Origin of the sequence: Algoriphagus mannitolivorans DSM 15301, from assembly GCF_000429425.1 — a bacterium.
GTDB lineage: Bacteria > Bacteroidota > Bacteroidia > Cytophagales > Cyclobacteriaceae > Algoriphagus > Algoriphagus mannitolivorans.
Genome location: NZ_AUBV01000013.1, coordinates 53044 through 74782, shown reverse-complemented (window position 1 = coordinate 74782; position 21739 = coordinate 53044). Strand labels below are relative to the sequence as shown.

Here is a 21739-nt window from a genome sequence, read left to right as displayed (position 1 = left end):
AATTAATTTTCTTCAGGTCAAATTGATTCATTTTCGAGTGATTCATCCATTGAATCATTTTTACATCTAATTGAGCAAGTTGTGGCCCCACCATCAGGGCTTTGCTTAAATTCAATCTTTATCTGAGGGTTTCCATACAATTTATTTAATTTAAAACCTGAGTTTTCTATCCAATCCAAAAAACTCAACCTTAAATGATGAATGGAATTTGATTTATGCCCTTGTCCTTGCTTAATGATTTCGGTTAAATGGGGTGGTATGTCTATGGCTTTATCTCCGAAATAGTAAAAATGGGTAGATAATAAAACATTAATTCCGCCAAGATCGGTATCCCTATTTTTGAAATTATGAACACTTGGCCTGAGTTTACCTTCAATATCTTTTTCAAAATCATAAATGCAATCACCCACCTTTCTCTTGTATTCAGAAGCATAAATATTTGGGATTTTACCGGGTAACTCAGCTCTGCAGAATTCATCATACTCTTGAATTGTCTTTACATCAGTGACTTTCATGGCATAAACAAGTTTGCCTGAATAATCTATTCCTCCAACATTTTTTGAACCAACTCCAACAACCCAATCTCCAATATTCGCAACTCTTCTGATAACTGGTTTACAGATAGCTAGGGTGCATATGTCAAAATATGGATTTGGTGCAGCACCATCATCAATTGGAATACAATAGCTAAATAGACGCATAAGAACACTTTTAACTTGAATGATTATTGAACAAAAATTTACTATGCCTCTCCAAATACTCCTTGTTCCCAGAACTTAATCCTAGAATTCTCTCTTGACCACTGACTCCAATCTTCTTATAGTCTTTCCAGGAGATCTGATCTGACAAAATAATCTTTCCAGAGTTCTCGAAACTGATCAAATGCCGGTCAAACAAGGCATCGTAGGTAGGAGAGAGTAAGATTCCATTATCTACATCTAATCGTTCTGGATCTGAAGCATCTTTCCAAGGAACAATATGTGAGGCGATCAGAACTCTTGGGTCTTTGAATTCTGTCACGGCACATTGGTAATTCCAGCGATGAATAATTCCTTTTCGATAGGCACCTTGTCCAACTCGGGAAGTCACCAAACCCTCTCTTTCGGTGGAAGAAGGTAGGGTAATTTCATATTTCTCTTGTTGGGAATGAAATTCAAAATCCAACTGTAATTGCTCCGGTCGGATGATAGGTCTTGCACCTATACGATTGAAAAAAAATTTAATCCCGATTCTCAAATCCCCATTTCTGTCAGGAGTATTAAAAAAATCTGCATCATAAAACTCTAATTCAGATTCAAATCTCACATATCCTCTCTGGACATATTCAAAAAGAAATACTCGCTTTCCATGATTTTGATGTTCCATTAAAGCCAAGTTTCCTTTAGTAAACTTCATGTCCCCAACTTGACCTTCGCCAGTGTAGGAGTAGACATTTTCATTAATCCATTGGTCTTTGTATCCATGCAGACTTCCTTGCGAACCTGAAAAAATAAAAATGTATGGAAATTGAGCAGAAGGGCTTATCCCACTTTGTCGACTTCCCCCATATTGATCGTGGATTTGAGAGCGCTGATATGTCTGACCTGGAATAAACATTTGAAATAGATTATTTATAAATGAACCCCAAAAAAATTAATAAATAATTATTATATTTTATTTATTTTGAAATAATATAAGGAGTTTTCTAATGATTTCTTTCGTCTCCAGATATTTATTTTTTTCTCAATTTCTTTTGATGATATATTTGTCTCAGATAAATGTTTAATAATGTATCTATTTCCATATATTTCCCATTTTTCGTTTCTAATATCCATAAGTGATTCCTTTAAATCTATTATTGCATACGACTTATCAGAACAAGATTCAGACACAATTATTTCACCAGTTGTAGAATTTACCAAATCAAAAAGGAATCTTGGTTTATTTTTTTCTATCTGAAATATTCCTTTTTCAATTATTAATAATAAATAAGGACTCTCTTTTTTTCTTTCATGCCAGGAGTAAATTTTTTCCTTTACTACTTTCCATTTCTCTTGATCATATAGGACCTCTTCGATATCAATATTTTTAGAATCTAAAATCCAATTTATCCTTTTTATTCCCTTTATAGTTTTTTTTAAATCCTCTAAAATATTGTTCTTTTTATAAAAAAAATGTAAAACCTCTCCTGTTCTTTCATCTACTAAATAAAAAGGAGTGTCAATTTTTGATTGCTCAAAATAAGGAAAGTTTCTTGGTATCAAGTATAATTTTGTCTTCATTTCTATGCCCCCTTTTCCTGATACAAATACTGCTGAAAATCAATAAACATCTTTCTCACTTCCCCGGCATTACCCAATACACTTAACCCATCTGGAAGACTCTGATACTTGTTTTCGATTAAGGTTCGAAGTTTGGAATCATCCAGTTCATCGATCCCGGCTTCTATATATTTTTCTAATACAAAGTCGATGAAATCCTTTTGGTTGGGGTTCAACAAAGGAACAATGGATTTCTTGGCTAAGTCGGCTCGTTCTTCCCTGGATTTGGCAATATAATCTCCATTGAAGACATATTCCAACACATCAAACAAGTCACTCTTTTCCATGTTGACTAGCTTTTGTAAAGTGATCAAATCACTTTTTGGGAAGCCTAATTCATCTAATCGTTCCAGCATGGTTCTTCTAGTAACCGGATTTCCCCAAATGGCTCTCAATTCCTCTTCGTCTTTAAACAGTTTGGGTAATTCTCCGAATAGATCATTCAAGAATTCTTCCGCAGAAATAGGTTTTCCGTCAGCACTCCAAAAAGAAGTGGACATCATGTGTTGTATCTGCCTGTCTTTTCCTCGAGCTAATTTTACCTTTACCTTCTTGGATTTCTTTTCGCAGATGCAAGAGAATTCCCCACAAACCACACATGGTGCTGGTGGTTCTTTTACACATTCGCAAGGAAGCTTTCCACAGTCTTTACAAGTAGTAGGGGGATCACTAATTATTCCTTCTGGCTCAGCAGGTTCGCCATCCCACTCAGGATCAGCAAAGTGATGGTAAGCGTTCACATAATCATAAATGGTAAAGAATTCCTTGCCATCATAAACTCGTGTTCCTCGACCTACAATTTGCTTAAACTCAATCATGGAATTGACCGGGCGAAGGAGGACAATATTCCGTACGTTTCGGGCATCCACTCCAGTGGAGAGTTTTTGAGAGGTAGTCAGAATTGTTGGGATAGTTTTTTCATTGTCTTGAAACTCCCGAAGCTGTCGCTCTCCTTCTTCCCCATCATTGGCAGTCACCCGAACGCAGTAAAAGGCATCTTTACTTTTGCTTTCCTGATTGATCAAGTCTCGTATCAAAGCCGCATGGGCTTGATTCGCGCAGAAGACAATGGATTTTTCCTTTTGGTTGCAATCGGCAAGGAAGACTTGTACGCGCTTTCGCTCTCGTTCTACAATTTCTATGGTCCGGTTAAAGTCTTTCTCCTCGTATCGTTTTCCTTCCTCAACTTCCCCTTCTAAAACTTCATCATCGGAGGTGTAGATGTAATCATCCAAGGTGGTTTGAACTCGCTTAACCTTAAAGGGAGTCAAAAATCCATCATTGATGCCTTCTTTGAGGGAATACACATAGACGGGTTCTCCAAAATATCGGTAGGTGTCCACATTGTCTTTCCGCTTGGGAGTAGCGGTCAAACCCAATTGAACGGCAGGGGAGAAGTATTCCAAAATCCCTCTCCAATTACTTTCATCCTGTGCGCCTCCTCGGTGACATTCGTCAATGATGATCAGATCAAAATAGTCTTTGGGATAATCACCGAAATAGGGGGCAGGCTTCCCGTTCTCATCCGTTCCCGACATAAAGGTCTGGAAGATGGTGAAGAACAAACTTCCATTAGTTGGAACTCTCCCGCTTTTCTTGATCTCGTTTGGTTTGATTCGGACGAGTGCATCCTCTGGAAAAGCTGAAAAAGAATTGTAGGCTTGATTGGCAAGAATATTCCGATCTGCCAAAAACAAAATTCTCGGTCTCCGGTATGCATATTCTGGATCTTTGTTTCTGTCTTGTAGGCTCCAGCGTGTTTGAAAAAGTTTCCAAGCAATCTGGAAGGAAATAGCGGTTTTCCCTGTTCCAGTAGCCAAAGTGAGTAATATCCTATCTTTTTGACTGGCGATCGCCTCTAAGGTTTTTGCAACTGCAATTTCCTGGTAGTAGCGAAGCTCCCATGTTCCTGATTTATCTTCAAAAGGAACCGAAGCAAAGCGCTCTCTCCATTCCTCTGAATAGTCTTCAAAAGTAATTCCGACTTTGATCGGGAAGGTTTTTTCCCAAAGCTGATCTGGACTTAAAAATTCATCCACCAAACCTTCCAATCCCGTTTCCATGCAGATTTGATAAATCTGTTTACCATTGCATGAATAGGTGGTAGCAAGCTTTAATTTATCTGCGTATTGCTTGGCTTGCATGACTCCTTCTCCAACCTCCAAATCAGCAGATTTGGCTTCGATGACGGCTAGCTTGGTCCCTTTATAGACCAAGACATAATCCGCGATCTGCCGTTTCCCACGACCACCCACCTGAATCTTCCCTGCCGTAATCTTGTATTCCCGGAGGACCTTCGATCCTTCGATGACACCCCAACCAGCTTCTTTCAGCTTGGGGTCAATTAATTCGGCTCGGGTTTCAGATTCGTTCATTATTGAATTGATAATGGTTCTGTCAAATTAATTTTATTTATCAAATAGCTTAACCCAATTCTTTCAAAGTTCCATTGAGTTGAAATGTGCCCAAAAAGTTGAGCTAAATTAGATTTGGAAAATTTTATTTCAAGTTTTGATTTTATAGGAGTGATTATTTTATCAGAATCATCTTTCTGAATTAAATTAATTTTATACTCATATTTTTTATCATTGTTATAAAACCATAATAAGAGAGCTTCAACATATAACAAATTAATACTACCCAATGAGCTGTTTTCACTATAAATTATATCATAAAACAAATCACTTAATTCTTGAATGCTTAATTCAAAACTTGAAATTCTTATAAAATAATCATTCCTAAGTGTTTTTAAATAAACTAAAATGAAAAGTAAATTTGAGAAGGTGTACTGATTGCTATTGAATGAAAATAATATTAAGCGAGTTAATGCAAAAATTCGTTCTTGTTGCCTTAATGTTGCCTTTGTTTTTGTAAATAATATATCAGCAATTTTTAACAGAATTTCTGCATCAGATTTAAGTTCAGGATATTTTATTCTTTCTACAGAGAAAAAGAATTCATTGAATTTGTAAGACTCGTAAAGGTACTCATTGAATTTTTTTGTTTGAGGCGTAGGTATTGAATATTCTACATCAATAAACCTTCTTAAATATTCGTCTGCTTCTATAAGATCGCTTCCATAATAACCTCTTATTGCGTTTCCAAGTTGTTCTTTGTCAATAGAAAGAACAAATACAATTCCAGAAACAGAGAAAAAATGCTTGATGATTTCTAGAACTTCAACCGCATATTTTGGATTGCAACGATCGAGTTCATCAATTATAAAAACTAATGGTTTTTCAAGCGTCGAAACGTATTCAGCAAGGGCATTTTTAAATTCTTCAAGTCCCTCTTTTTTCTTTGCATATTCATCCACTTCTGTTTGAAATGCAACAATCGCTTTATCCCCTAATTCTTTTATGCCATCAGCAAAAGATTTAGTATCCATATATTTATCTGCCACTGCCTTCAAAAGAATTGGGACAAGTTGAATAGATAACTTCCCTGCTTTTTTTATAATTCCTTCTAATTGACCTTTATTTCCAAAATTTAGGGATTTAATTTCTGATAGAATGGCAGCCATTGGATCTTGCCCGAAGTCGTGTTCCCAAGCATTAAAGTAGACATTTCTAAACCCTTTATTTCCGAGGTAAACTTTCCACATTTTAATAAATGTGGTTTTTCCTTCTCCCCATTTATTATTCACCGATAAAACAAACCCATCAGAGTAATTCTCAATAATTTGTGTAAGAATTTCTGCATACTTTTTTCTATCCAGTTTACAATTTTCAAATGGATTTCCAGGAACAATTTCAACTTCTCGACTTCTTAAAGATCTCATACCTCAACCCCCTTACAAGTCAACTCCCCCGCAAACGCCTTCTGTAAAATACTCTTCTTCAACTCCTCCAAATCCTCAATTTTCTTCTGATACACCGCTTCCAACTTTTGTGTTTCGGCTCGCAGGGCATCTAATTGGCGGACGATGATTTGTTGTTCTTTTAATTCTGGTTTATAAAAACTAAAATCAAGAATTTGTTTGCCGCTAATATGTGGCACTCCAATTCCAGTCTGAACTCCCAATAAATGACGTGTAAAGGCCACAGATTTTACTAAATAAAAAAGAAACGAGCTATCTAGATCTTTCTTACACCTTAGGCTAGCGGTTCGTTGAACTAACAGAGATGGGATTTCATTTTTTGAAATCATAGCACATTTAAGTCCTGCTTTTACCCATGGTCTATCCATAGCTAAGACTACGTCATTTTCAAAAAGCTGAAATCTTTTGTATTCTTCGAATTCGTCACTATTCCACCTTTTGGCATCTTCCCATCTAAAATAGCCTTGCATAATATTGTCTCCTCTAACAAGCAGAATATCTTCATTTCTTTCTGAATAAAATTTGCTCTTAAAGGCAAATCCTGACAATAATTCTATCTCGTTTTTAAGAGAAGTTTTTTTCCATCCCTCACCTTTTTGCTCAAACACCCCCTGCAAATAGCTTTCAAACAGTTCTTTGGAGTTTTGGAGGTTTTGTTCGGCATTAGCTTTTGCCTTGGCTATAGCGGCAAAGGCCTCATCTAAAATGGAAACTATGCGCTGTTGTTCGGGGAGAGGGGGAAGGGGGATAGGAATTAATCCTATATCTGAGGTTTTCAAGGAGGGATAAGCAATGTCTTGCATTAAGTCCTTAGCATCAATAGTTATTAAGTAGTACAACAAATATCTATCGTCCGCAATTTTTGATTTTGCTTTAATAGTTGCTAGATGACTTGAAACGTATCCATCCACATTCATCATCACTCGGTGGTTCAAAAATGTGGATGCACCACTTTTAGGAAAAAGAATTGTGCCTTTTTGAAAAAGTTTTAAACCCTTAATTCCTTTATCGTTTAAATAGTCAACACTTCTTTCAATAAACCCTTTTCGTATTTGTCCAACATCAGATGTCCTAAAAAATGGGAATTTTCCATTGTCAAATAATTCTTTTTTTTGTGGTGCAGAATTTCCCGCACCAACATCAGATACTTCCCCCAACTTTTTTATTTCCCAATTCTGCTTCATATCAATTCCATAATTGAGTTTAAGATTTCGGCACTTTCTTCATCCAAGGATTTCATTTCTTCCAAAATGACTTGTGGAGAGCGTAGGGGAGCTTCTTCTTTTTTGTTGGGGTTTTTGACACTAAGGTCGCAAGTTTCTGGATCGATCTCGGCCACATTGATACTCCAAGAGTTTTCACTCTCTGCGAAGGATTTCTGAAGTTTTACGAATTCGGCTAGGTCATTTTCATTCAGGGGATTAGTCTTGCCTAAGTTTCGATCTAGATTCAGTTGGTAGAACCATACCTTTTGGGTGGGTTTTCCTTTTTCGAAGAAAAGCACCACGGTCTTTACCCCGGCACCAGTAAAGGTTCCACCCGGGAGGTCCAGGACCGTATGGAGGTTACAGTTTTCCAGGAGTTGGCGACGTAGGGCAATAGAGGCATTATCCGTATTGCTGAGGAAGGTGTTTTTGATGACGATCCCTGCTCGTCCGCCTGCCCGAAGGATTTTGATAAAGTGCTGTAGGAATAGGGAGGCAGTTTCTCCGGTTTTGATCGGGAAGTTTTGTTGTACTTCCGCTCGTTCCTTTCCGCCGAAAGGAGGATTGGCCAGCACCACATCGTAGCGGTCTTTTTCCTGTATATCTGCCAGATTCTCCGCAAGCGTATTCGTATGGATGATATTCGGAGCCTCGACCCCATGCAGGATCATATTCATGATCCCGATGATGTAGGCTAGGGATTTCTTCTCCTTACCGTAGAAGGTGCGCTTTTGGAGGATTTCGGATTCAGCGGTACTGAGGGATTTACTTTTTCGCATGTACTCGAAGGCCTCGCACAGGAAGCCTGCCGATCCTGCTGCTCCATCGTAGACGGTTTCTCCGATTTGAGGATTAACCACTTTGATGATGGTGGTGATTAGGGGGCGAGGGGTGTAATATTCTCCTCCATTTCGACCGGCATTTCCCATGTTTTTGATCTTTCCTTCGTAGAGGTGAGACATTTCGTGCTTTTCGGCATAGGTTCGGAAACGCAAGGAATCGATCAGGTTGATCACTTCCCGAAGGTTGTACCCGCTTTGGATGCGGTTTTTCAGTTCGGAGAAGATCTCCCCGATTTTGTATTCGATGGTATCCGGACTTTGGGCAGATAGCTTGAAGCTTTTGAGATAGGGCCAAAGTTTGTTGTTCACAAAGTCATTTAGATCGTCTCCGCTTTGGGCTTTGTGATGATCGAGGTCTCCATTAGCCAGTTTAGGAGCAGCCCAAGTGCTCCATTGGTACTCCTTTCCGATGATGGGAGTATAGTCCTTGCCCTCGAGTTCAGCAGCGGTAGCTCGATCTTGCTCCAAATCATCAAGGTATTTGAGAAAAAGAATCCAGGAAGTCTGCTCCACATAATCTAACTCTGAGCCACAGCCTGCATCCTTATGAAGGATATCGTCGACGTTTTTAAAGGTTTGTTCGAACATGTTTATTTGTAATTAATCTTCCCAAGAAAAGGTGTCTCTCAGGTATTGAAGGGTTTTTCGATCTCGTGTTGAAAATTTTTTGAAGGCGTTTCCTATATGGTATTTTCTATGTCCAAAATAATCCATGGATGTACCTGTATAAAGTTGATTCAATGAATCATAGGTTTTTTGATGAAAAGGTGACACTGGTCTTCCTCTAGAATCATCTGCTCCTTTCAATTTGCAACTACAGGGGGATAATTTGGCAGTCCGATTTCCAACTTGAATCAGATAAAGATCATTTTCCAATTCGCAATAGAAGGAAAGATCGTCAATAGCAAAGTAAAGTAACGACCCGATTTTTAAGAAGAGCTTCCGCTTTACCTTAATATGTGCTTTTTGTTCCTCTGGATTGAGTGCGAAAAGTGGAACGAGCAATTTGAGATGGATTCCTTCTGGATAAAGTTGAGAATTATACTCTAGCGATAATTCCATCTTTGTTGTGCCATCTAAAAATTTTCCATCCTTATAAATTACGTCTATATGTGCGTCTGGAATTCCTAATTCTGGAAAATCTGCAAAGTATTTAAGAGTGGCCATAAAAATGTTTTAAAAAAGGTTTACACAATATAAAATTATAGTTCAAAAGTTTTGAACATATTTTCATAAACGGCAAAAATTGTCAGTTTTCTAAGCCAACTCCCTTAAATCCACCGGAACCACTCTACTGACTCCGGCCTCAATCATCGTTACCCCATACATAATATCCGTGCTGGCCATGGTGCGCTTGTTGTGCGTCACGATGATAAACTGGGACTCTCCGCTAAACTGCTGGATAATCTGGTTGAACTTGTCGATGTTGGCATCGTCCAGCGGGGCGTCCACCTCGTCGAAAATACAGAAGGGCGCAGGCTTCAGCAGGTAGATCGAGAAGAGTAGGGAAGTGGCGGTCAGGGTCTTTTCCCCTCCTGAAAGTTGATTGATGGTCAATGGTCGCTTGCCCTTAGGCTTGGCCATAATCTCAATCGCAGACTCCAGAGGGTTGCTCGGATCCACCAAAGTAAGGTCGCAGTCGTCCTGCTTGGTAAAGAGAGAGCGGAAGACTTTCACGAAGTTTTCCTTGATCTTGGTAAAGGCATCCAGGAAGGTTTCCTTGGCCACCTGATCGATCTCAGAGATCGTGGTCAGCAGGGATTCCTTGGCCTTGATCAGATCCTCTTTTTGGGTGGAGATAAAATCGTATCGCTCCTTGATCTCGTCGTAGGCCTCCATGGCCATGGGGTTGATCGGGCCGATCTTTTCCAGTCTTTCCTTTTGCTTGCGCACCAATTCTCGGAGTTCCTGCTCCTCGAATTCTACAAATTCAGGATCCAAAGCCGGATTTTCTTCCATCAGCTGATCCAAATCTAGTTCAAACTCCACGCTCAGTCTTTCCTTCATCCCGCTCATCTTGAGCTTGATCTCATTGACCGCCTTTTGGAGTTCCTGCAGGAGTTGGTCAAAGTTTTCCTTAGCCTTCTGGAAGCTTCGGATGCGGGTATCCGTCTCATCGATCAGTCCGCGAGCTCCGTAATATTGCTTCTCCGCTTCGGTCACGCCCTTTTCGATGCTTTCCTTTTCGGAATAGAGTTCGATCAGTTCGTCGTCTTTGATTTCGTTGTTTTCGAGCAGGGTTTTGATCTCAGAGTCCAGTTGTGAGAGTTCGGCCTGCGCCTTTTCGATGCGTTCCTTGGAGCTTTCGAAGGCATTTTGCTTAAACTCAATCTCCTGATCCAGGCTATTCACCCGGTTGACCTGCTGGATATAGGTGATATTCTCCTGGTTGAAAGTCTGGGACTTTTCCGCCAGGGTTTTGTTTTCCAATTCCAGTTCTTCGTTGAGCAGGGCCAGCTTTTCTGCCAGTCCTTCAAACTGCTCTTTTTCCTCCGCCAATCGGGGCTGGATGTCGCTTAGACTTTCTTCCAAAGCCGCGATGCGGTCCAGGATATCCTCCCGCTTGTTGGCATTGGAGCTCAGCAATTCAGCCAACTGCTCCTTTTTGGTGCGGATGGAGACATAGGCTCCACTGAGTTCCTGTATGTTTTGCTGGCTGATTTCCAGTTCTTTCTTAAAGCTGACTTCCTTTAGCTTGAGCAAGTCGCTGAGTTTTTGATCCAGATTGGAGCGGGTGCTGCTGACCTTTTTGCCCAGTTCTTTGATTTCTTTTTCCAGCTTTTCCAGATTCTTGGCCCGGCCGATTCTTTTTCCTTCGAAAAGCCCTACAGAACCCCCGGAAAGGGAGAATTTACGCTTGGTATATTTTCCGGATTCGGAGAGAAAAATGCAGTCCGGATCCTGAGGGAATTCCTTGTAGTCCCCCTGCACGAGGTACACATTGTCCAGAATAAAGCTGATCAAACGGCTGTATTTGACATCAAACTCGATGATCTCCGTGGCAGGAATGGCATTGGAAAAGAGCTTGGTTTGGCTGGGTTTGAAGCGCTCAAAATGCTCAAGAACAAAGAAGTTGGCCTTTCCCCGGGCGGCATCACTGAGGAGCTGAATGGCTGCAATAGCTTCTCCCTCGGTGTCCACCACGTAGTAGTTCATGTAGCTCTCCAGGTAATTCTCGATGGTGACCCGGTACTTTTCGTCCGTGGTCAGGAGATCGGAGAGGAGGGGGACATCCTTGCCCCAGGTTTGGTTTTTCTTCAGGAATTTGATGGCCTCGGGAAAGCCTTCCAGATTCTCGACCAGAGATTTGGTCAGGTTGAATTCATTGGTTTTGGAGTCCAGCTTACGGGAAGAAGTGGTCAATTCCTCCCGGATCATTTCGATGACCTTGTTGGTCTGATCGATCTTTTGATCCTGGTCTTCCTGCTTGACTTTCAGGCTCTCATGAGCGGCCTGAGCAGCATCCAGCTGGGTTTTCAACTCCACCATTTTATCCTCAAACTCCACCAGATTGGCTTCCTGAGAGGTATCGTCGGAGGAAGTTCGCTCGAGCTCCTGCTTGAGGGTGGAGAGCTGGATTTGTTTGATCTCCACTTCCTTGCCCAATTGATACACTCGCTCCTTGAAGCTGTCAAACTGCTGCGCCACCTCTTTCTGGGCTTGCTGTTTTTCGGAAGCAAACAGTTTTTGGGCATCGTATTCTTCCCGTAGTTGGGAGACGATGGTTTCTTTTTCCAGCAAAATCTTTTCCGCAGACTCTTTCTCCTGCCGCAGAGAGCGAATGGAGAATCCCGCGCGGTCATTGGACTTGCGGTCGTTGTCTATTTGCTCGCGCAAAGCCTGGGAACGGTCCTCCAGGAAGCGGAGGCGTTCGTTTTTGATTTTCTTTTCCGACTCAAAAGCCCGGATTTTATTCACGTGCTCGTTGAGGGTTTTCTGACGGGAGGAGAGAAGTTTTTCCTTGTGAATCAGGTCGGCTTTCAGTTCGCTGAGCTGGGCTTCCAGATCAGCGATTTGGGTTTGGATCTGAAGCTTCCGGTCAGACTCATTCTGGATTTTTGAATTCGCTTCAATCAGATTCTGAGCGTATTGCTCGATGGATTTCTTGGCCAGGTTGATGCTGGCCAGTCGGTAATCCTTTTTGATTTCGAAGTATTTGGCCGCCTGCTTGGCCTGCTTTTCCAGAGACTTGAGGTTTTTGTCAATCTCATAGAGCAGGTCTTCCACACGAGAAAGATCCGCGTCGGTATCCTCCAATTTGCGGAGAGTTTCCTTTTTGCGGGTTTTAAACTTGGAGATGCCAGCCGCTTCCTCAAAGAGTTCACGTCGGGAGTTGTTTTTGTCATTCAGCAACTCGTCGATCATCTTGAGCTCGATGATCGCATAGGAGTTGGAATTGATCCCCGTGTCCATAAAAAGGTTGGTGATGTCCTTCAGTCGGCAGGTAACCCCATTGATTTGGTATTCACTTTCCCCGGATCGGTAGTAGCGACGGGTGATGGTGACATGGGTGTATTCGGTAGGGAGGAGGTTTTTGGTGTTTTCAAAAGTCAGGGAAACCTCCGCGAGGTTGGAAGGCTTACGGTTTTTAGTGCCGTTGAAAATCACGTTTTCCATCTTGTCGGAGCGGAGCATTCGGGACTTTTGTTCCCCGAGTACCCATCGGATGGCATCGACGACATTGGACTTGCCACAGCCATTGGGACCCACCACGCCGGTAATTCCCTTGTCGAAGTGGATCGTCATTTTATCCCCAAAACTTTTGAAACCTTTGATTTCCAGTTTACTAAGCAGCATTCCTTTTTACCTCCTTCTAAAAGTTAACAAAATAGCATGGATTGGGTGATTTGGCAATATTTTATAGAAATACGCGCTAGGGATTTATGATTTTGGATTTACGATTTACGAGGTCAAAAAGGAAAGCCATTCCTAATTCCCAATATAAATACTCGGATTCCATTGCTGAAGCTGCCGGAATCTTACCCAGGTTTGTAGATCAACAAAGCGTCGTAAATCGTAATTCGTAAATCCTAATTTTTTACCATTCTCGCCTTATTTTTTACCTAAATCAAAAAAAAACCTCCCAGATTACTCCAGGAGGTTTTTGGGAATTTATAGAATCAATTACTTTTTGGTGAATTCTCCAGCCTTAACGATGGACATTTTGTTGAGATCAATGTGCCGCTTCATCGCTTCCTGAATCTGTGCCGGAGTCAGGGCCCGGATTTGATCCTCGAGTTCCTGCTCCCGCAAGATAGATTTCTGAAGGAAAAGGTTGTTGCTCAAAGCACTTGCGAGGTAATTGTCCTGGGAGCGATTGACAGATCTGCCCTGAAGCCAACCTGCCTTGGCGGCTTCCACTTCCTCGGCCGTAAATCCTTCGTCCAGCACTTTTTGGATTTCTTCCTTGAATGCAATTTCAAGCTTTTCCAAGTTTTCTGGAGCATAGATCGCATAGCCTTGGAAAACTCCGGATGGATCCAAGGAACCTGCTGAATAACCAGAACCTACACCGTAGCTCAGCCCTTCTTTTTGCCGGATTCGGGTAGCCAATCTGGAATTCAAGAAACCTCCGCCTAGCATAAAATTACCTAAAGTCAATGCAGCATGGTCTGGATCTGAATCTTTGATCTCCAATGCCTGCATGGCCAAGAAGAAGGCGTTTGGTTTATCCGGAGTTTCGATGGCTTCGTTGATTGCAGGTTTATTGCTTGGAATGGCAACTAGCCGTGCATAATCTGCTTTGCTGTTCCAATTTTCAAACATGGATTTCAACTGAGAAGAAATTTCCTCTTCCTCAAAATCACCTACAATAGCTCCTGTACCCTGATTTGCACCATAGAAATTGGCATAGAAGTCTTTGACATCCTGGATTTTTACAGCCTTGAGCGCAGCAATGCTTTCTTCAAAGGACTTTGGATAGCGGGGATCGCTTGGCTCATACATATTCATATGCTTGCTGATTCTGTTGAAGGCCAAGGAGGTCGGATCGCTCATGGAGGACTCTATTCCGGTCACTTGCTCCATGATCAACTTGTCCAGTTCCTCTTGTGGGAAAGCCGGAGATTGAAGGATTTCCTGAATCAAAGCCAAAACTCCAGAAAGATTTTCCCGGGTAGTCTGCCCCATTACAGTCAGGGAAGTGGCACTTCCAAAGAAGTTTACCTGAGACTTCAAACGATCCAGTTCATCTTTGATCTGTTCACGGGTTTTGGTTTTTGTTCCTTTGTCCAAAAGGCTACCGGTCATATTGCCGATTTCAGCCATGTTTTTGAGATTCTCAGGATTTCCAAAGCGGAAAGTAAACATAAAGTTGACTGAGTTTCCTCTGGATTTTTTACTGAGCAAACTCACTTTCATGCCATTGTCAAGGGTAAAGCTGCTGGTGCGGCTGTCCACATTGCTTGGACTTGGGTCAAAAGCTTCACCCATGGCCAAAGCTTCTCCGCCCTTGTAGTCCTTGACCAATGCGTCGATGTCGATCGCCTGAGGAATGGTAGCTCTTTCAGGTTTTTCAGTCGGAATAAATTCACTGATTGTGCGGTTATCCACTTTAAAATAATTGTTGATCACCCGTTGTACATCTTCCAGGGTGGTGGCTTTGATCCGGTCACGCTGGATAAACATCAATCTCCAGTCTCCTGCGCCGATGTATTCACTGAGTTGCAGGCCGATTCTCTCGGAAGAATTGTAGCCAAGTTCAAATTGTCGAATCCATCGGTTTTTGGCTCTTTCCACTTCTTCTTGAGTTACTGGGTTGGATTTCAACTCCTCCAGAGTTTTTAGCATGGCCGCAAGAGCTTCTTCTCTTGATTTGTCTTTGGACAATTCCGCCATGGTGATCAAGATTCCGGGATCTTTCCAGAGGAAAGTATTTCCAAAAACATAGCTGGCGAGCTGGGTATCCACCATGGATTTGTACATTCTCCCGGATGGGTTGTCGGTAAGAATGGAATTCAACAAGGCAGCCGGAGCAGCATCGGGGTGGGAAAGGGCTGAGATTTTATAGGCTGTAGCAATAAGTTGGGTGTCGCCTACACGTCGAACAGAGATTCTCCTTTCACCATCTTGATCCGGATCTTGAGTGTAAAAAGTAGGTAAAACACGGCTTGGTTTTGGGATAGCGCCGAAGTACTCATTGATCAGCTGAAGTGTTTTGGCTTCGTCGATTTTTCCAGCCACTACCAAAACCGCATTATCGGGTTGGTAATAGGTTCGGTAGAAATTTTGAAGACGATCAATGGGGACATTTTCGATATCAGATCTGGCTCCAATGGTCGTTTTTCCATAGTTATGCCAGAGATAGGCCGCAGATAGCGTCCGGTCAATAATCATCCGAAAAGGAGAGTTTTCTCCGGACTCGAATTCATTTCGAACGACGGTCATTTCGCTTTCCAAGTCTTTGGCAGAAATGAAGGAATTGACCATTCGGTCGGCCTCCAAATCCAAAGCCCAGCGCAGGTTATCCTCTGTGGCATTGAAGGTTTCAAAGTAATTGGTACGGTCCGTCCAAGTGGTTCCATTAGGCCTAGCACCCCTTTCGGTAAGTTCCTGAGGGATATTGGGATGTTTGGGTGTTCCTTTGAAAACCAAGTGCTCCAAGAGGTGAGCCATACCTGTCTCTCCGTAATTTTCGTGCTTGGACCCCACCAAATAGGTAATGTTTACCGTGATGGTTTCTTTGGTAAGATCTGGGAAAAGAAGGACCCGAAGACCGTTTTCAAGACGGTATTCTGTAATTCCTTCCACCGAGGTAACTTTTATGGGATCTGCAGGATTTTCCATCCTGACAGAATTGTGGCTCCACACTGAAAAGCTGAGAGTAAATGCAAAAATCAGTGTGAAAAAAAAGGGTATTTTTTTCATAGAAATTGATATTAGTAATATGTAAACTGAAAAGGTTAGGTAATCTACATAAAAAATTATCTATATGCATATATTGAAAATGTGAAATGTTGTAAAAAGGATAATTAATTGGTAGTGGCAGAGATATGCCTCCTTTCAGTCGGCGAAATACCATTGAGATATCCAGATACACCAATAACTACTTCGCGAAGCGGATTTCTATGTATTTCCACTGTATTTCTTTTCATATTTCGCGAAGCGTATTTCCAAGTATTTCAATAGTATTCCCATTAAACTTTTAACTTTAAACTTTAAACTCTCACAAAATGGACTTCGGGAATATCATCTATATCGTAGCGGTCATTGCTTATTTTATCTATCAAATGACCAAGAAAAAGGGAGGGGAGGAACTTCCGGATTCCACTGAGCCTACTTCTCAAGCACCACAAAAGGGAGTGACGTTTGATGATTTGCTGAGAGAAATCCGGGAGGCTCAAAACCCTCAAAGGCCTGAACCAGCAGCCCCAGCTCCCAAACCCATCCCAGTTCATGAGCGCCGGGCGATACCCAAGAAAGTGGTAGAGGAAGAAGAAGATGATGAAACCAGGTACTATGAGGGGACTTTTAAGGCTAACAAAAAGATCCCAAATCAGGAATTTGCGGATATTCCTTCCTTGCTGAAAACCCCCATTCTGAAAATTGAGGATGATCCTCTCAAGCCCAAAAAAGTGAATCCTTATGGGCAAAAGCTGAGAAATCCCAAGTCAGTCAAAGAAGCAATTGTGCTTTCTGAAATTTTGAATAGAAAACACTTCTAATCAAATAAACATGGCTTTAGGGTCTCTCTTTTAAAGCCAAAAATTTTTAGTCTTTCTTGGCATTTTTGTAAACATTACATCCGCTTTCCGATTTTATTCCGTAAATGAATCATGTAATCCCTTAGATTTAAATGTTATGGAAGGAAAAGTGAAAGTTATTACGGGAGAATTATCAGAATCCAGAAGAAAATTCTTGGAAAAAGCAGGCGTAAGTCTGGTTTTGGGAACTTTAGGTGCATCATTCTTTACTTCTTGTTCCACAACCGAGGATGCCAATCCTCCCGGTAATCCCAATCCCCCTTCAGATCCAGGTTCAGGTATAACCATTTCAGGAAATACCATTTCTATCGATCTAAATATTCAGACTAGGCTTCGCACTTCAGGCAACTGGCTGTTGATCTCAAATGCCAGAACATTGGTAGCGAATATCAACAACTCCTATGTGGCTTTGACCTCGGTTTGCACTCATTCTGGTTGTTCTGATAACTGGACATTCGGAAACAACCGCTTTACCTGCACCTGTCACGGATCTGTTTTTGACCCTAATGGACAAGTGATTCAAGGACCCGCTAATGCGCCACTTCAACAGTTTGGTACTCAGGTTTCCGGAAACAATTTGGTCATCACGAGATGAGACGGCTGATCTTCATCGCCTGGTTTTTTATTCCCATTCTTGGTTTTTCTCAAGAATACCTGACCAAAAATGGTTCAGTGGTTTTTCTCAGCAAGGCGCCTTTGAATGAATTTGAGGGCAAGTCCAACTCTTTAAATGGATTGATTGATCTGGAGAAGAACCTTTTGGACTTTTATCTGGATCTAAACACATTGAATACCGGAATTGGTCTCCGAGATAAACATATGAGGGAAAACTACCTGGAGACAGAGAAATTTCCTTTTGCAGAATTTACAGGAAAAATGGAGCCCGTGCCGGACTTGAAAGCAGGTCAATCTTATCCCGTACGTGCTAGGGGAAAGTTTAAAATCCATGGCGTTGAGCGGGAAATCCTAGTGCAAGGAACAATCACCATGCGCTCTGACAAAAGGCTCGACCTCAATTCTGAGTTTACAATCCTGCTGAATGACTACCAAATTGAAATTCCAAAGTTGGTCTTCTATGAATTGGCACCCGAGCAGAAAGTGACCATCAATGCTACCTTAAGCCCCAAAAAATGAGAAAGATATTCCTATTCTTTGCCTTCCTTTTAGGACTGACTAGTACTTCCTTTTCCCAATTAGAAAGGCAACTAGCCAATGAAAATCAAGCCGTCGAACTCATTTTTCATGCTCCAAGACACATCAATCTATTGACGGTTGAACCGCTGGAAAAGAAAACGATGCACTTTGCGATTATGCATACTTTTGGCACCCTGAATGGAGGTATAGAAAATCTCTTTGGCCTGGATAATGGCGCCAATATCCAGTTTAGCTTTGAATTTGGACTGAGCGATAAATTTTCCTTGGGGGTCTCACGGGCCAGCAGGGACAAAGTGTATCAGGCTTTTGGCCGCTATCATTTATTCGAGCAAACTCAAAACGGGAAAATGCCTTTTTCACTGAGCTTAGCAGGAGGTGCAGGCGTCATCACCAATAATTATTCTTTTTTTCCTGTTGCAGAGCAGCCCGTTTTTGGAGACCGGTTGAATTATTTCGGGCAAGTGATGTTGGCGAGAAAATTTTCCGGAAAAATCAGTTTCCAGTTGAGTCCCACCTTTGCTTACTTCAACAACCCCCTGCCGATCTTCCAGATTGAGGGAGATCAAAACTTTTACCTTGCTTTAGGAATGAGCGGAAAGTGGAAAGTAACTGATCGGTCTTCTCTTACCTTGCAATATATTCCCAACCTGAATTCAGATTTGCGCAGCAATTTCGGGATTGGATGGGATGTAGAGGCAGGAGGGCATGTGTTCCAAATGTACTTTGTCACTTCTCAGGCACTGACTGAACCCTATCTCCTTGCCGGAGGAAATGGAGTTCCTGGTGAAGAATTCAGGCTGGGATTCAATGTCAACCGAATTTTTGCCTTAGGACAGAAGAAAAGAAAGTAATCACTCAGGATTCAGACGTAATTCTCTGATCCAAACCTTTCCTTTGTGATCCTCACTTTGAACAGTATAATTCTCTTTTAGCCAAAGTTCTAAAGCTTCTACGTCTTCCTGCTCTTTCGGATAGGCATGCCGATAGTATTCATAGAGGAAAACCCGAAGTGAGGCTGGATGAACAGCCTTCAATGAATCCAGTTTTTCAATCGGGAAAAGCTGGATTTTTACTTTTTCATTTTCGGGAAAAAGTACTTCTTCACTGAACTTGACAAAGTTATTGACCAGAATAGGAGATTGATTTTCTGTATTTCCCACCTCTTTACTTAAGGTTTCTATAAAAAGCAGATACCCCTTGATTTTTTCCTGATAGACCAGGGAGGCTAAGGCTGGAAAAAGTAACATCAAACTTAAATATGCCATCTTCAAACCAGGTGATTTTATCCACATGAGTATTAAAAAGGCCCCTTGGAAAGCTGCTGTTTTCAGGTCAAGTTGAGCTAGGCTAACTGTAATTCCTACAACCATCAGCGAAATCAAAACCCGCTTAAGATTTTGATTTTTCTCCCACGAACTCCATCCCAGAGCAATCAGATAAACAAGGCTGGGAATCAGAATGATCAGGTGCCTTGGATTGAGGTAGATAGGATTGTAAAATTCCAGCGTTGAAGTCATAAACCAAAAACCTACGAGCAAACAGCCGGCGGCTAATGCCATTTCGACTCCTTTGGAATTTTTGTCATTCCAGATTGAGTAAATGCCCGGTATCGCCATGACCACCCAGATCCAGTAGGCTCTTTCGATAAATGTCACCACTGGCAGATATGTGATTCTCCGGAGAATGGACCATATCCCTTTGTCAGCATAGGTGAATTCTGAGATGTAATGGCCTGCATTGATGGAAGAAACCCGATAGAACGGATCTCCGAAATTGATCCAGAAATAGGCTAAATAGCCAGATCCAAAAAGAAATCCGAGCCCGAGGATATTCCAGTAAAAGTTTGGGTTGAGGGTTTTTTTTCGATAATCCCAGATAAAAAGTAAGACTGGAAAGGGAGCCAAAAAGACGATTGTTTCTTTGGTAATAAATCCGAAAAACAAACCTGAAATCACTCCCAAGGCCGCTAATAGGGGTTTTTCATTTCTAAAGATAGCTGAAAAAGGAATCAGGCAGGTCCAGAAAACCAGCAGAGAATCAGGGTAAACCTTGGTCAAAAAGTGAAGGAAATAGACTTGAGAGCTAAACCAAATCGTGAGAATCCAAGGACTCGACCTGGAAGGTAAAGCCTTTAGTAATAAAGCTAAGGTGGCCACATAGGCAATCCATGAAATCAATGAAATCCGGTGAGGATCGAATCCAAACCAATAGCCCATAAGCCCTGCGGGTACATAGGCACCCCATCGACTGGAAAAGTGGTAGGCATTGACCTCCATGGTTCCTTCCCAGAAACTTTTTCCAGCCAATAAATAATATACATCATCAGAAAAAGTAATCCCGTCAAAACCGATGAGCCAATAGAGGAAAAGGAAAAACGAACCCGCCAAAAAGGCGAATTTCTTGGGCCTATTCCATAAAAAAATCTTTGGGGACATGGGGTAAAAATAGGTGATTCTTGAGTTAGTCCAAGTCTTCAGATTGGATTAGTTCAAGTCTTTAGACTTGGACTAATGCTTCTTGCAGTCTTCAGAAGCCCTCTACTTGAGTTGCGTTGAGGTAAGGTCCAAGTCAGGAGACTTGAACCAGTGTTACGCTGTAAAAAGGTCCAGATCTGAAGACTTGAACCAGAATAGGTTTGAACCTGAGACGGATTGGTTTTTGGGTCATTTTATTTTGACAATAGCTGTCAATGATAACCTTTCTTCTTCCAGAAGGAATTACTTTTAGACAGTAATCGTCAGCAGCTATGGCAAAATCTAGTCAAATCGAACAGCAAAAAATCCTCAGGGTATTCAAACTCATTAACTTACTCCAAAGCAATATCGGAAAGCCGGTTCATCGACTGGCAGAGCTTTTGGAAACAGATGAGCGAACGATATATAGATATTTTAAGCTTCTGGAGGCTTTAGGCTTTGTAGTGGTCAAGGAGTTTAGCAAGTACAAAATCCAGGAAAGACCTGACTATTTACCCTCTGATACCACTTACAGCACTTTTTCACAGGAAGAAAATCAGTGGTTGAAAACCTTGATCGAAAGTCAAGCAAAAGGAAATCTTCTCAAAGATTCTGTCTTGCAAAAGCTTCAGCTTAAATCTGAGGTGAAGCAAGGTACCGAGCAGCTTTTTAAGGCTAATTTGGGAAGGTTGGTGGATTTGATTGCCCAGGCAATAGCCGGGAAAAAGCAAATCTGGTTGAAGGATTACTATTCCCTGAGTAGCGATACTGTCTCGGATCGATTGGTCGAGCCGGTGGGATTTTCTTCAGACTACGAAAGTATTCATGCACTTGAAGTCGAAAGCAAAAGCATGAAGGTGTTTAAAATCGAAAGAATAGGGGAAGTAATCGTGGGTTCAGATTCCTGGAAATTTGAAGCAAAACATGAACTCCCGGAGCAGGCTTTATTTGGCTTTTCTGGCAAAAGAAACTTTCATGTCAAGTTGAAGCTGAGCAAAAAAGCCTATCAATTGATGCAAGAGGAGCACCCGAATGCAATTCCATTTATGCAGGTAAAGAACCGAAACCAGTATTTTTTTGAAGGAGAAGTTTCCCAGTTACCGGGTTTAGGCAGGTTTATTCTGGGACTTCCCGGAGAAATAAAGGTCGAAGAAGGAGAGGAGATGAAGGCTTATCTAAAAGAACAGCTGGAAAAAGGAGTTTTTTGATAAAAAACTAGAGGCTTGAAATTTGAGATCTGCCGAATCAAATCTCAAATTTCA

The 21739-nt window shown here is 41.6% G+C and carries 16 protein-coding genes; 5 read left to right on the top strand and 11 right to left on the bottom strand.

Going from position 1 to position 21739, the window contains the following annotated elements:
* Positions 1–17: 17 nt before the first annotated feature.
* The 10 genes from G458_RS20880 to G458_RS20865 form a co-directional block, all read right to left on the bottom strand.
* On the bottom strand, positions 18–701 hold the full coding sequence (locus G458_RS20880; RefSeq protein WP_051287320.1) for an Nmad2 family putative nucleotide modification protein: 684 nt from the start codon (positions 699–701) through the stop codon (positions 18–20).
* 10 nt (positions 702–711) lie between these two features.
* Positions 712–1596, bottom strand: coding sequence for an HNH endonuclease (locus G458_RS21495; protein WP_051287318.1), 885 nt, complete (start codon positions 1594–1596; stop codon positions 712–714).
* Between the two features lie 50 nt (positions 1597–1646).
* Positions 1647–2261: a hypothetical protein gene (locus G458_RS0114060; protein ID WP_026952461.1), complete on the bottom strand. Its 615-nt coding sequence runs from the start codon at positions 2259–2261 to the stop codon at positions 1647–1649.
* A gap of 2 nt (positions 2262–2263) precedes the next feature.
* Complete coding sequence (hsdR, locus tag G458_RS0114055; RefSeq protein WP_026952460.1) at positions 2264–4675, bottom strand: EcoAI/FtnUII family type I restriction enzme subunit R; 2412 nt, start codon at positions 4673–4675, stop codon at positions 2264–2266.
* Positions 4675–6081, bottom strand: a complete 1407-nt coding sequence (locus G458_RS0114050; protein WP_026952459.1) for a KAP family P-loop NTPase fold protein — start codon at positions 6079–6081, stop codon at positions 4675–4677. The genes hsdR and G458_RS0114050 overlap by 1 nt, the downstream gene beginning before the upstream one ends.
* Entirely contained in the window at positions 6078–7304 is a 1227-nt protein-coding gene (locus G458_RS0114045; RefSeq protein ID WP_026952458.1) for a restriction endonuclease subunit S, read from the bottom strand. Before G458_RS0114045 ends, G458_RS0114050 begins: the two co-directional genes overlap by 4 nt.
* Positions 7301–8755, bottom strand: coding sequence for a class I SAM-dependent DNA methyltransferase (locus G458_RS0114040; protein ID WP_026952457.1), 1455 nt, complete (start codon positions 8753–8755; stop codon positions 7301–7303). Before G458_RS0114040 ends, G458_RS0114045 begins: the two co-directional genes overlap by 4 nt.
* Positions 8756–8767: 12 nt before the next feature.
* Entirely contained in the window at positions 8768–9334 is a 567-nt protein-coding gene (locus tag G458_RS0114035; protein WP_026952456.1) for a hypothetical protein, read from the bottom strand.
* A 90-nt stretch (positions 9335–9424) separates the two neighbouring features.
* Positions 9425–12964: a chromosome segregation protein SMC gene (gene smc, locus G458_RS0114030; RefSeq protein WP_026952455.1), complete on the bottom strand. Its 3540-nt coding sequence runs from the start codon at positions 12962–12964 to the stop codon at positions 9425–9427.
* 327 nt (positions 12965–13291) lie between these two features.
* Complete coding sequence (locus G458_RS20865; protein WP_169719273.1) at positions 13292–15952, bottom strand: M16 family metallopeptidase; 2661 nt, start codon at positions 15950–15952, stop codon at positions 13292–13294.
* A 386-nt stretch (positions 15953–16338) separates the two neighbouring features.
* On the opposite strand from G458_RS20865, the gene G458_RS0114020 reads away from it, so the two are divergent.
* The 4 genes from G458_RS0114020 to G458_RS0114005 all read left to right on the top strand — a co-directional run bounded on the left by G458_RS0114020 (position 16339) and on the right by G458_RS0114005 (position 18875).
* Complete coding sequence (locus G458_RS0114020) at positions 16339–16830, top strand: hypothetical protein (protein ID WP_026952454.1); 492 nt, start codon at positions 16339–16341, stop codon at positions 16828–16830.
* Positions 16831–16966: 136 nt separating this feature from the next.
* Positions 16967–17464 carry a QcrA and Rieske domain-containing protein gene (locus G458_RS0114015; RefSeq protein ID WP_026952453.1) on the top strand — a complete coding sequence of 166 codons (498 nt, stop codon included), beginning with the start codon at positions 16967–16969 and terminating at the stop codon, positions 17462–17464.
* A complete protein-coding gene (locus G458_RS0114010) occupies positions 17461–18003 on the top strand; it encodes a YceI family protein (protein ID WP_026952452.1) in 543 nt (180 codons plus the stop codon). The genes G458_RS0114015 and G458_RS0114010 overlap by 4 nt, the downstream gene beginning before the upstream one ends.
* Positions 18000–18875 carry a DUF5777 family beta-barrel protein gene (locus tag G458_RS0114005; RefSeq protein WP_026952451.1) on the top strand — a complete coding sequence of 292 codons (876 nt, stop codon included), beginning with the start codon at positions 18000–18002 and terminating at the stop codon, positions 18873–18875. Before G458_RS0114010 ends, G458_RS0114005 begins: the two co-directional genes overlap by 4 nt.
* Here the strand turns inward: G458_RS0114005 and G458_RS0114000 are convergent, their stop codons facing one another.
* Entirely contained in the window at positions 18876–20459 is a 1584-nt protein-coding gene (locus G458_RS0114000; RefSeq protein ID WP_026952450.1) for a hypothetical protein, read from the bottom strand.
* Between the two features lie 311 nt (positions 20460–20770).
* On the opposite strand from G458_RS0114000, the gene G458_RS0113995 reads away from it, so the two are divergent.
* Complete coding sequence (locus G458_RS0113995) at positions 20771–21685, top strand: helix-turn-helix transcriptional regulator (RefSeq protein WP_026952449.1); 915 nt, start codon at positions 20771–20773, stop codon at positions 21683–21685.
* The last annotated feature ends 54 nt before the right edge of the window (positions 21686–21739 follow it).